Annotated in this window: 11 protein-coding genes; 8 read left to right on the forward strand and 3 right to left on the reverse strand. The window is 63.7% G+C overall.

Annotation, left to right across the window (positions count from 1 at the left end; genetic code table 11):
* Positions 1–204: 204 nt before the first annotated feature.
* The 3 genes from AC0L3P_RS27145 (at position 205) to greA (ending at position 5,670) form a co-directional block, all read left to right on the forward strand.
* Positions 205–1,374 (forward strand): MFS transporter, encoded by a 1,170-nt coding sequence (locus tag AC0L3P_RS27145; RefSeq protein ID WP_473306628.1) that lies wholly within the window; start codon positions 205–207, stop codon positions 1,372–1,374.
* 145 nt (positions 1,375–1,519) lie between these two features.
* Positions 1,520–4,984, forward strand: coding sequence for a carbamoyl-phosphate synthase large subunit (carB, locus tag AC0L3P_RS27150; RefSeq protein ID WP_354101207.1), 3,465 nt, complete (start codon positions 1,520–1,522; stop codon positions 4,982–4,984).
* 212 nt (positions 4,985–5,196) lie between these two features.
* Complete coding sequence (greA, locus tag AC0L3P_RS27155; protein WP_007596674.1) at positions 5,197–5,670, forward strand: transcription elongation factor GreA; 474 nt, start codon at positions 5,197–5,199, stop codon at positions 5,668–5,670.
* Between the two features lie 188 nt (positions 5,671–5,858).
* Here greA and AC0L3P_RS27160 read toward each other — a convergent pair whose 3' ends face one another.
* Positions 5,859–6,338, reverse strand: coding sequence for an Lrp/AsnC family transcriptional regulator (locus tag AC0L3P_RS27160; protein ID WP_275172518.1), 480 nt, complete (start codon positions 6,336–6,338; stop codon positions 5,859–5,861).
* A gap of 265 nt (positions 6,339–6,603) precedes the next feature.
* On the opposite strand from AC0L3P_RS27160, the gene trxB reads away from it, so the two are divergent.
* The 5 genes from trxB to AC0L3P_RS27185 all read left to right on the forward strand — a co-directional run bounded on the left by trxB (position 6,604) and on the right by AC0L3P_RS27185 (position 10,471).
* Entirely contained in the window at positions 6,604–7,569 is a 966-nt protein-coding gene (gene trxB / locus AC0L3P_RS27165; RefSeq protein ID WP_354061680.1) for a thioredoxin-disulfide reductase, read from the forward strand.
* A 5-nt stretch (positions 7,570–7,574) separates the two neighbouring features.
* Positions 7,575–8,498 (forward strand): LysR family transcriptional regulator, encoded by a 924-nt coding sequence (locus AC0L3P_RS27170; RefSeq protein ID WP_007614700.1) that lies wholly within the window; start codon positions 7,575–7,577, stop codon positions 8,496–8,498.
* 461 nt (positions 8,499–8,959) lie between these two features.
* Positions 8,960–9,868 carry a 4-hydroxy-tetrahydrodipicolinate synthase family protein gene (locus AC0L3P_RS27175; protein WP_473306636.1) on the forward strand — a complete coding sequence of 303 codons (909 nt, stop codon included), beginning with the start codon at positions 8,960–8,962 and terminating at the stop codon, positions 9,866–9,868.
* A gap of 178 nt (positions 9,869–10,046) precedes the next feature.
* Entirely contained in the window at positions 10,047–10,193 is a 147-nt protein-coding gene (locus AC0L3P_RS27180) for a hypothetical protein (protein WP_354061676.1), read from the forward strand.
* A gap of 131 nt (positions 10,194–10,324) precedes the next feature.
* The gene (locus tag AC0L3P_RS27185) at positions 10,325–10,471 is read left to right on the forward strand and encodes a hypothetical protein (RefSeq protein WP_275172513.1); all 147 of its coding nucleotides are present in this window, start codon (positions 10,325–10,327) and stop codon (positions 10,469–10,471) included.
* A 78-nt stretch (positions 10,472–10,549) separates the two neighbouring features.
* Here the strand turns inward: AC0L3P_RS27185 and AC0L3P_RS27190 are convergent, their stop codons facing one another.
* Both AC0L3P_RS27190 and AC0L3P_RS27195 read right to left on the reverse strand, forming a co-directional pair.
* Positions 10,550–11,227 (reverse strand): ParA family protein, encoded by a 678-nt coding sequence (locus tag AC0L3P_RS27190; protein ID WP_007596685.1) that lies wholly within the window; start codon positions 11,225–11,227, stop codon positions 10,550–10,552.
* 428 nt (positions 11,228–11,655) lie between these two features.
* On the reverse strand, positions 11,656–12,006 hold the full coding sequence (locus AC0L3P_RS27195; RefSeq protein ID WP_275172526.1) for a hypothetical protein: 351 nt from the start codon (positions 12,004–12,006) through the stop codon (positions 11,656–11,658).
* Positions 12,007–12,040 lie beyond the last annotated feature (34 nt).

The raw sequence follows: 12,040 nt of genomic DNA on the forward strand, positions 1-12,040 counted from the left end.
ACCTCCGCCCACACGGCTTGCTCCCCCCACCTAAAACCCAAAACCCCGCTTGTTTCTTGGGGGGGGGGGGGGGGGGGGGGTGGGGTGCGGCTCATGGTCCGAGATCATAGCGAAATGGCTTCGATGTTCAATAGTTCTTGAACCAATTGACTCCTGACCGTCCCATCGATAGTTCAATAAACATTGAACATAGGGAATCCTCGGATGAGCGTATTCTGGTTGGCCCTGGCGGCCTTTGCGATCGGTACGGAAGGCTTTGTCATTGCAGGGCTTTTGCCGTCGATCGCAAGCGATCTGGCGATTTCCGTTCCCGCCGCCGGGCAGTTGGTCACGGCCTACGCCCTCACCTATGCGGTCGGCTCGCCGATCCTGGCGGTGACGCTGAACAATATCGACCGCCGCACCGTGCTGGCCCTGGCGCTATCGACCTTCATCGCCGGAAACCTCGCGGCGATGGTGGCGTCGAATTACGCCCTGCTGCTGGCCTCGCGCATGCTGATGGCGCTGGGCTCCGGCCTGTGCATGCCGACCGCGCTGGCCGTATCCGTGGCCGTCGCGGCGCCGGAGCGACGCGGCCGCGCGGTGGCGCTGGTTACCTCCGGCCTCACCGTTGCGACCGTCATCGGCGTTCCGCTCGGCAATCTCGTCGGCAGCCTGCTCGGCTGGCGCGCGACCTTTGCCATGGCCGCACTGATCGGCGCCGTTGCGCTCGCCGGCCTCCTGCTCGGCCTGCCCCGCGGCCTGCCGCGCAACACGGCCTCGCTCAGCGATCGGCTGGCGGTGGCGCGTCACCGCAACGTCCTGACCGCGCTTCTGATCACGATCCTGTGGGCGCTCGGCGGCTTCACAGTGTTCACCTATTTCGCGATCCCGCTGCGCGGCCTTGGATTCGATGCGTCGCAGATCAGCCTCGCGCTGCTGGTGTTCGGCGGCGCCGCCGCGATCGGCAACATGCTCGGCGGCGTCCTGGCCGACCGGCTCGGCACGCTCGCCACAGCAGGTCTCGGGCTTGCCGGCATGGCCAGCGCGCTGATCCTGCATTCGTTGGTCCTGAAGCTGATGCCGGGACAGGCGCATTATGCGGTGCTGGGCGCGATCTTCCTGTGGGGCATCTCGGGCTGGGCGTTCTACCCGGCCCAGGTCGCCAGCATCATCCGGATCGAGCCGCAGGCCTCGATGATCGCGCTCTCGCTCAACGCCTCGGCCATGTATCTCGGATTTGCGATCGGCGGTGCCCTGGGTGGCGCCGTGCTTGCGGCGTGGAGCCCGGCCGATCTCGGCTGGGTCGGCGGACTGAGCGTTTCGGCGGCTGTTCTGGTGCATCTCGCCCGGGGCTGGCAGGCCCGGCCAAAACCGGTCAAAATTGCCGGTTGATGGGCGTTTTTCGGGGTTTCGCCGCCCCGAAAACTGGTCTAAGACCCACCCCGCGCGCGAGGGGGGACCACCGCGCTCTCGGCCAAAGGGACGCGCAGCAGGCGCGCCCTTTTTTTGTGCCCAAATTCCACTTCGGCGAGAGTTGATGCCCAAACGTACAGACATCACCACCATCCTGATCATCGGCGCCGGTCCCATCGTGATCGGCCAGGCCTGCGAGTTCGACTATTCGGGCACCCAGGCGGTGAAGACGCTGAAGGAAGAGGGCTATCGCATCGTCCTCGTCAATTCCAATCCGGCCACCATCATGACCGACCCGGAATTGGCCGATGCGACTTATATCGAGCCGATCACGCCCGAGATCGTCGCGAAAATCATTGAGAAGGAACGTCACGTCATTCCCGGCGGCTTCGCGCTGCTGCCGACCATGGGCGGACAGACCGCGCTGAACTGCGCGCTGTCGCTGCGCCAGCAAGGCACGCTCGAAAAATTCGACGTCGAGATGATCGGCGCCACCGCGGACGCGATCGACAAGGCCGAAGACCGACAGCTGTTCCGCGAGGCCATGACCAAGATCGGGCTCGAGACGCCGAAGTCGCGGCTCGCCAACGCCTCCGCCCTGAAGAAGTCCTTTCGCGACAAGTACCAGGCCGAACGCGCAAAGGCCTCTGGCGCGGAGCTCGCAGAGCTCGAGCGGCAGTGGACGCTCGGCGAGAGCGACCGTCGCAAGCGTTACCAGGAATATGCGCTCGGCCAGGCGCTGATGGCGCTGTCCGAGATCGGCCTGCCCGCGATCATCCGCCCCTCCTTCACCATGGGCGGCACCGGTGGCGGCATTGCCTACAACAAGGAAGAGTTCCTCGACATCATCGAGCGCGGCCTGGATGCGTCTCCCACCAACGAAGTGCTGATCGAAGAATCCGTGCTCGGCTGGAAAGAGTACGAGATGGAGGTGGTGCGTGACAAGAAAGACAATTGCATCATCGTCTGCTCGATCGAGAACCTCGATCCGATGGGCGTGCACACCGGCGATTCCATCACGGTGGCGCCGGCGCTGACGCTGACCGACAAGGAATACCAGATCATGCGCGACGCCTCGCTGGCGGTGCTGCGCGAGATCGGCGTCGAGACCGGCGGCTCCAACGTGCAGTTCGGCGTCAACCCCGAAGACGGTCGCATGGTCGTCATCGAGATGAATCCGCGCGTGTCGCGTTCCTCCGCTCTGGCTTCGAAAGCCACCGGATTTCCGATCGCAAAGGTCGCCGCTAAGCTTGCGGTCGGCTACACGCTCGACGAAATCGCCAACGACATCACCGGCGGCGCCACGCCGGCCTCGTTCGAGCCGACGATCGACTATGTCGTCACCAAGGTGCCGCGTTTCGCCTTCGAGAAATTCCCCGGCGCCTCCACCACGCTGACCACGTCGATGAAGTCGGTCGGCGAAGTCATGGCGATCGGCCGCACCTTCCAGGAAAGCCTGCAAAAGGCATTGCGCGGGCTCGAGACCGGCCTCACCGGCCTCGACGAGATCGAGATCGAAGGTCTCGGCCGCGACGACGACAAGAATGCGATCCGCGCTGCGCTGGGCACGCCGACGCCGAACCGGCTGCTCCAGGTCGCGCAGGCGATGCGGCTCGGCTGGTCGGACGAGGAGATCTTCAATTCCTGCAAGATCGATCCGTGGTTCCTCAGCGAGATGCGCGGCATCGTCGACATGGAGGCGAAGGTCCGCAGGAACGGCCTGCCGGGCAACGCCTTCGGCATGCGCACGCTCAAGGCCATGGGCTTCTCCGATGCTCGGCTCGCGGTGATCGCGGAGACGACGGAGGCAGAGGTCACGGCGAAGCGCCACGCGCTCGGCGTACGCCCGGTCTACAAGCGCATCGATACCTGCGCGGCCGAATTCGCTTCGCCGACCGCCTACATGTACTCGACCTATGAGGCGCCGTTCGCGGGCGCGCCTGCGGACGAGAGCTCGCCGTCCGACAAGAAAAAGGTCATCATCCTCGGCGGCGGACCGAACCGCATCGGCCAGGGTATCGAGTTCGACTATTGCTGCTGTCACGCCTGCTTCGCGCTGCACGACGCCGGCTACGAATCCATCATGGTCAACTGCAACCCGGAGACGGTGTCGACCGACTACGACACTGCCGACCGGCTCTATTTCGAGCCGCTCACCGCCGAGGACGTGCTGGAGATCATCGCGAAGGAACGCACCAACGGCACGCTTCACGGCGTGATCGTGCAGTTCGGCGGTCAGACCCCGCTCAAGCTCGCGCGAGCGCTGGAAGCCGCCGAAGTGCCGATCCTCGGTACCTCGCCCGATGCCATTGACCTGGCGGAAGACCGCGACCGTTTCAAGCGGGTGCTCGACAAGCTGCGGCTGAAGCAGCCCAAGAACGGCATCGCCTATTCGGTCGAGCAAGCGCGCCTGGTCGCAACCGATCTCGGCCTACCGCTGGTGGTTCGCCCCTCCTACGTGCTCGGCGGCCGCGCGATGCAAATCATCCGCGAGGAGAACCAGCTCAGCGATTACCTGCTCGGCACGCTGCCGGAGCTGGTGCCGGGGGACGTCAAGGCCCGCTACCCGAACGACAAAACCGGCCAGATCAACACCGTGCTCGGCAAGAACCCGCTGCTGTTCGACCGCTATCTGTCCGATGCGACCGAGATCGACGTCGACTGCCTCTGCGACGGCAAGGACACCTTCATCGTCGGCATCATGGAGCACATCGAGGAAGCCGGCATTCATTCCGGCGACAGCGCCTGCTCGCTGCCGCCGCACTCCCTGGACGACAAGATGATCGAGGAGCTGGAGCGGCAGACCCGCGAGTTGGCGCTCGGCCTCGACGTCGTCGGCCTGATGAATGTGCAATACGCCATCAAGGACGGCGAGATCTACGTGCTCGAAGTCAATCCGCGCGCCTCGCGCACGGTGCCCTTTGTCGCCAAGGTGGTCGGCACGCCGGTTGCGAAGATCGCGGCGCGCATCATGGCCGGCGAGAAGCTTGCCGATTTCAAGCTGAAGAAGGCGAACCTCGATCATGTCGGCGTAAAGGAATCGGTGTTTCCGTTCGCCCGTTTCCCCGGCGTCGATACCGTGCTCGGGCCCGAGATGCGCTCGACCGGCGAGGTCATGGGCATCGACCGCTCCTTCGCGGTGGCGTTCGCCAAGAGCCAGCTCGGCGGCGGCACGCGGGTGCCGCGCAAGGGCACGGTGTTCGTCTCGGTTCGCGAGAGCGACAAGACGCGCATCACCGAGGCCGTTCGCGAGCTGCATTCGCTCGGCTTCAAGGTGCTGGCGACATCCGGCACGGCCCGCTTCCTGACCGACCACGGCATCCCGACCGAGAAGGTGAACAAGGTGCTGGAGGGCCGGCCGCACATCGTCGACGCCATCACCAATGGCGACGTCCAGCTCGTCTTCAACACCACCGAAGGCCCGCAGGCGCTCGCCGACAGCCGTTCTCTGCGGCGCGCGGCCCTCTTGCATAAAGTGCCGTATTACACCACTCTTTCCGGGGCCGTGGCGGCCGCGCAGGGCATCCGCGCCTATCTGGGCGGGGACCTTGAGGTTCGGACCCTGCAGAGCTACTTTTCGGAAACCTGATCGCGAGCGGGAGGCCCAACCTTCCGCTAAGTGATTGGCGATGAAGCCACTATGGCCGGAGGAACTGTCCGGCCATATGGTTGTTCTGTTCCGGCGCCAAGCCCATATGAACGTTCGGCGGCAAGCGCGTTGAGCCGCCGGACAGACTGACGAATCAAGTTGCGTGCGCGCTGGCATGTCAGGGCGCGCGCGACCGAAGGACGAGAGAAGAGATGGAAAAGGTACCGATGACAGCGGGCGGCTTTGCCGCGCTCGGGGAAGAACTGAAGAAGCGCCAGTCGGAGGACCGTCCGCGGATCATCGAGCATATCGCCGAGGCGCGCTCGCACGGAGACCTTTCGGAGAACGCGGAATACCACGCCGCGAAGGAAGAGCAGTCCCACAATGAAGGCCGCATCGCCGAGCTCGAGGACAAGCTCGCGCGCGCCGACATCATCGATATCTCGAAGCTGTCCGGCGACACCATCAAGTTCGGCGCGACCGTGACACTGGTCGACGAGGACACCGAAAAGAAGACGGTGTGGCAGATCGTCGGCGAGGTCGAGGCCGACGCCAAGAAGGGCCGCATCTCCATCACCTCGCCGCTCGCGCGCGCGCTGATCGGCAAGAAGAAGGGCTCAACCGTCGAGGTCAACGCACCCGGCGGCGCCAAGGCTTACGAGATCACCAAGGTGGAGTGGCGGTAACGATTTGCCGTCGCATGTGATTTGAAAAAGGCCGCGCAGTGCGCGGCCTTTTTTGTTGCTGCATGTTGCTGGCAATGAGGTGGGATGATCCCTCCCCCTCGTCATTGCGAGCGCAGCGAAGCAATCCAGAGTCTTTCCGCGGAGACCGCCTGGATTGCTTCGCTCCGCTCGCAATGACGGCGGAGACGCTACCTTCTTGCCCTCACGTCCAGCGGCACGGCCGCCTCGTATTTCGAATTGTGCAGCACCAGCGAGGTCCGCACGTTGCGGACGTGTGGGGCGGCGGTCAGGTGGGTGACGAAATCCTGGAAGGTGGCCATGTCGGGTGCGACGCATTTCAGGATGAAATCGACTTCGCCCGACAGCATCCAGCACTCGCGCACCAGCGGCTCGGCGCGGACGAACTCCTCGAAGGCGCGCAAATCGGCCTCGGCCTGGCTGGAGAGGTGCACCGCGGCAAACACCGTGACGTCGAAGCCCAGCTTGCGCGCATCCAGAAGCCCGCGATAGCCGTGGATATACCCCTCCTCCTCCAGCGCCCGGACGCGGCGCAGGCAGGGCGGTGGCGAAATGCCGACGCGCTTGGCCAGCTCGACATTCGTGATTCGACCGTCGGCCTGAATCTCGGTGAGAATTTTCAGGTCGATCTCGTCTAGGTTCCGCGACACGTGATTGGAACTCCTGGCCTTTACGGCGGTATTGGTGGGTCTGTCGCAATCCTCATAGCCCAGACCGCGCACTCGGCGCAATTTTATTGCGCGTGCAGCGCAATCGACTTTTGTTCCTTGTTGGAAAAATCCGCCGACAGGGAATGCAATTCTTGCATAGCTCACCAGAAGGCTTAGATTACCTCTGATATTTCAGCGCCTCCGCGAGGCCTCCCGGCACGTTCCGCGCCCGCGCTGCAGTCCCCCGTGAAAGGCATCTGTCGAAATGTCCGCCGCTGTCCATGCAAAGGTCGTCATCATCGGCTCCGGCCCCGCCGGCTACACGGCGGCGATCTACGCCGCGCGCGCGATGCTCGAGCCGATCCTGATCCAGGGCATCCAGGCGGGCGGCCAGCTCACCATCACCACCGACGTCGAAAACTATCCGGGTTTCGCCGACGTGATCCAGGGCCCCTGGCTGATGGAGCAGATGGAGAAGCAGGCGCTGCATGTGGGCACCCAGATCAAGACCGATCTGGTGACCAAGCTTGACACCTCGCAGCGACCCTTTCGCCTGACCTGCGATAGCGGCGACGTCTATCTCGCCGACGCCGTCATCCTCGCCACCGGCGCCCAGGCGCGCTGGCTCGGGCTGCCGTCCGAAACGAAATTCCAGGGCGGCGGCGTGTCGGCCTGTGCCACCTGTGACGGCTTCTTCTACCGCAACAAGAACGTCGTGGTGGTCGGCGGCGGCAATACCGCGGTCGAGGAAGCCCTGTACCTCACCAACCATGCCTCGCAGGTCACCATCGTGCATCGTCGCGATCACTTCCGCGCCGAACGCATCCTGCAGGAGCGTCTGTTCAAGCACCCGAAGATCAAGGTGATCTGGGACTCAGCCGTCGACGAGATCTGCGGCACCGAGAACCCGAACAAGGTCACTCATGTGCGGCTGAAGAACGTCAGGACCGGCGCCTTGACCGACGTGCCGACCGACGGCGTCTTCGTGGCGATCGGGCATGCCCCGGCGACCGAGCTCGTGGCCGGCCAGATCAAGCTGAAACCGTCGGGCTATGTCGAGGTCGCCCCGAACTCGACCGCCACCTCGGTCCCCGGCCTGTTCGCCGCGGGCGACGTCGCCGACGAGACATATCGTCAAGCGGTCACGGCGGCAGGCCTCGGCTGCATGGCAGCGCTCGAGGCGGAACGATTTTTGGCCCTGCGCGCCAGCGAGCGCGCGGCAGCGGAATAGGCATCATGGCACGAACACGCGACGGATTCACGGATATGGACTGGGACAAGCTGAAGGTGTTTCACGCGGCGGCGGAAGCGGGCAGCTTCACGCACGCGGGCGAGCAGCTCGGCCTGTCGCAATCGGCGGTGTCACGACAGGTGTCGGCACTGGAGCAAGAACTCTCGGTCTCGCTGTTCCACCGCCACGCGCGCGGCCTGATCCTCACCGAACAGGGCGATCTCTTGTTCCGCACCGCCCATGACGTGTTCATGCAGTTGCAGGCGGCGCGCGCGAAACTGACCGACAGCCGCGAGCGGCCGAGCGGCGATCTCAAGATCACCACCACGCCCGGCGTCGGCATCAACTGGCTGATCCCCCGGCTCGGCGAATTCACCGCGCTCTATCCGGAAATCCGGATCTCGCTGATCGTCACTGACGAGGAGCTCGATCTGTCGATGCGCGAGGCCGACGTCGCGATCCGTACCCGAAAGCCGACGCAGCCGGATCTCATCCAGCGCAAGCTGTTCGCGATGGGTTTCCACGCCTATTGCTCGCCTGATTACATCAAGCGCTTCGGCACGCCGCGTACGCTGGAGGAGCTCGACTCTCATCGCATCATCACGCTCTCCGACGGCAACTTCGCGCCGCATCTTCAGAACCGCAACTGGCTGGTCGAAGCGGGGCGCAACGGCTCGGGTCCGCGCGAAGCCTATTTCAGGGTCAACAACATTCTCGGCCTCGTGCGCGCCTGTCAGCAGGGCCTCGGCATCGCCGCGCTGCCGGACTATCTGATCGAAGAACAGAGCCGCCTCGTGCAGCTGTTCGGCGAATCGGATTCGATCCAGCTCGATACGTATTTTGTTTATCCGGAAGAGCTGAAGACGGTCGCGCGCGTGCAAGTGTTCCGCGATTTCGTGGTGAGCAAGGCGCAGCGCTGGCCGTCCTGATTTCCGCATGTCTGACATGCGGCTTGGACGCTTGATGCAGGGCGCGAGGCTAGCCCATAATGTTTTCACGCTGAGCCTTCGCGTTGCGCATTTGTCCCCCTCCTCCAGTGGCGCGGGAGTTCAGTAATCCCTCTTGGAAGGTGATTGTGTCGGCCTCACGTGGCCAATACCTTAAGCCGGGCTCGATCGAGCCCGGCTTTTTTTGGCTGATCCGGCCATCGCCCTCCGCGTGTATTGACAGTTCCATGCTTACCCCGCATCATTTGCGAATGATCACGAAGTCGTGCGCAATCTCGTCGAAGGCAGTCGCCTCGAAAAAAGGCCCCCATCTGGGGACCTCGGAATTTTGCGCGCGCTAACAGCCTTCGTCATCGCGAGCCGAAACTTCGAAAACCCCGCCGCCTGGACGGGGTTTTTTCATGTGCCCCGTCTCAGGATTTTTCCCGAGAAGGAGATGGAACATGACCGGACTACAGGAACAATTGCACGGGCTCTGGCTGCCGCTGGTGACGCCGTTTCGCGACGGCGCTCTCGACGAGAGATCGCTGCGCCGCCTGACACGGCATTACAGCGGGCAAGCCGTCGACGGCTTCATCCTGGGGGCGACCTCCGGTGAAGGCATGACGCTGCGCGACGCGGAGCTTGAACGCCTCGTCGCGATCGTGCGGGACGAGCTGGCCACCGCCCACAGCAAGATTCCGGTCTGCCTCGGATTGTCAGGCGCGGACACCTCGCGGCTGAAGGAGCGTCTCGACGAGACCGCGGACTGGCCGATCGACGGCTATCTGATTGCGAGCCCGTATTATGTGCGGCCGTCGCAGCGCGGGTTGCTGGCGCATTTCGAGGCGCTCGCCGATCACGCCGCCTGGCCGCTCGCGCTCTACAACATCCCCTATCGCACCTCCGTCAACATCACCAACCAGACGCTGCTGCGGCTTGCCGGGCATCCGAACATCATCGGCCTGAAGGATTGCGGCGCGAGCCGCGAGCAATCCATCGCGCTGCTGCGCGACAGGCCTGCGGACTTTCGCGTGCTGACCGGCGAGGACGCGAATTATTTCGACGCCCTCAGCGATGGCGCCGACGGCGGCATCGTGCTGTCGGCCCACCTCGAGACCGCGACGTTTGCGGCTGTCCATGCCGAGCTGAAGCGCGGCAACCATGATGCGGCGCTGGCGCGCTGGCAGGAGGTCGCCGACCTGACGCGCCTGTTGTTCACCGAGCCCAGTCCCGCGCCGGCAAAATACTGGCTGTGGCGCACGGGCCTGATCGATAGCCCTGAAGTGCGCCTGCCGATGGTCGAAGTCGGCAGCGAACTCGCAGTCCAGCTCGACCGCGAGATCGAGCGACGGATGCAAGTCGCGGCGTAGCTGATAGCCCGCACCCCACCCTCTCCCCGTAAGTACGGGGAGAGGGAGTGAGAGAGCGGAGTGCGTGGTTAACCGCGCCCGAACGGCCTTCGCTGCTGCCGCATGGTGCATCCACGGCTCGTTTACGCAAACGTGCCTATCGTCTTCATTCAAAGTCTTTTCAAATGGGGGAATGATCATGGGGCAACGCATCCGCCCGACGGCGGCAGACGTGTTCGCGTCAGCCGATTTCATGCGGGGAATTGTGGTGGTGTCGTCGTTCGGCTTCTGGGCGGTGATGCTCGGCCTGATGCCGGTGCTGGTGTTTCGGGTCTGGCTGGCGTGATGCAAGCCCACGTCCGGATGGTTAATCCGTGGTAGCACCTGTGTTCGAAAGCGCGCGAGACTGCGACCCGGATTTTTAAAACATCCAATGTAGCGTTCACGCCCATAAGCGAAGAAATCGCGGGGGCGTTTGTGAATAGTCATAACGAAGTGGCGTCGCATTACGACGCTGAACAGCAGGGCTTTACCACCGAGGACATTCTCTGGGCCGCCGGCATCTGGTCGGTGATCCTCACTCTGTCGCCGGTGATCGTGTTCTACATGCTGATGGTGGCCTAGCTACCAAGTCATCTTCCCAAAAACGCAAAACGCGCGGATGTCCGCGCGTTTTTCGTCCGGGGAATGATTTATGAAAAATTATGCCGCCTGCTTGTGCATTGCGCCGGACGCCGACGCCGTGCCGCGAATAGCCTTTACCGAACGTTCGATCGCCGCCCACAGCCTTGCGATTTCCTGGGCCGCACGGCTCTCGGCCTGATATTCCCGCGCGCCCTCGCCGTGGCTCAGCGCCATCAGCAGATCGGAACGGTTGGTGATCTGGCCGCCCCACACCGGAGCACGGAACTTCGCCAGCGCTTCGCGGGCGATGGTGACGATCGGGCTTTCGGACTCGTCGCGGCGCGCCGGCGCACCGTTGAGCACGACCGCGTAGGGCTTGCGCGCCGCACGGCACATCTGGATGGTTTCCTGCACCGCGTTGACGTCGAACACGCCGGGACGGGCGGGGATCACCACCATGGTGGCATTGCGGATGGCGTCGTCGACGACGGCCGACAGGTTCGGCGGCGTGTCGATCAACACCCATTCATAACCGTCGCGCTTGGCAGCGGAGACGATGCCGCTGACCGAGTTCACCGCGGACTTGATCGGCGGTTCGTTGGTGCCACGCAGCTTGTGCCACAGCGTGAGCGAGCCCTGCGGATCCGCATCGACGAGCAGGATCGGCTTGGTCGCCTTGATCTGCGCGGCGAGATGCGCGGCCAGCGTACTCTTGCCTGAGCCACCTTTACGCGATGCAAAAACAATAACGTTCATACCTCTGCCTCCAGATTGACCCCAGGCGGCGAAAATGAATCACCGCGGTGATTCGGGAAAGAAAAATTTATCATAAGTTATGTCGGCGCCATGAAATAACAAAGCGCGTTGGCTTTTGAGTCACACTGTCGCGTGCGACGACGGCTTCACGCCGGCAATCGTGCGTTTTTTGGGCAGTCCGGCGGGAAATAATGGAATGCAACCTCGCCGCGCAATCCGTTTGGCGGCCTGTTTCCATCCCGCCTTGTCGCAAGCGTCCGCACGCGGAGGCGAACAAAACGAGTCCGGTGGCTAGTGTGGGACTGATGCCCTGATCAGTTTGGACTCAGCGACCAGGGGCCGGGCACGCAAATGCCCGGGACTTCAAACGCACTGCGCGCTTTGGCCCGGGCATGATCGAGTTTCAAAAAGGGAACGCGTGCCCGCGTTCAGCCTTCGCTGGATTTCTTCTTCTTGGCGGTCTTCGTGCTCTTCTTCGCAGGTTTGGGCGCGATGCTGGTCGGCTTGCCGGCGCGGGGCGCGGCCGCCATGCCCGGCTCCGGTCCCGGCCGGAAGAACACCCGGCACTGCGGCGAGAGCTGCGACTTCTTCTGGATCATGCAGGCGGTGATGGCGTCGACGTTCGGAACGAAGTCGCCGCACAGCCGCATCGCATCGGGCGTGCAGGCCTGCTGCTCCTCCTGGGAGTAGGCAAAGCCTTCACTCGGGTGGATCAGGACGGCCAGGGCGATCCCCGTGATCGCAGCAGCAAAGGTCTTGTTGAAACGGAACGGCGGCATCGATCCCCCCAAAATGTCGAGTCGGAGCGGATAG

It is taken from the genome of Bradyrhizobium sp. WSM4874 (genome assembly GCF_055811835.1).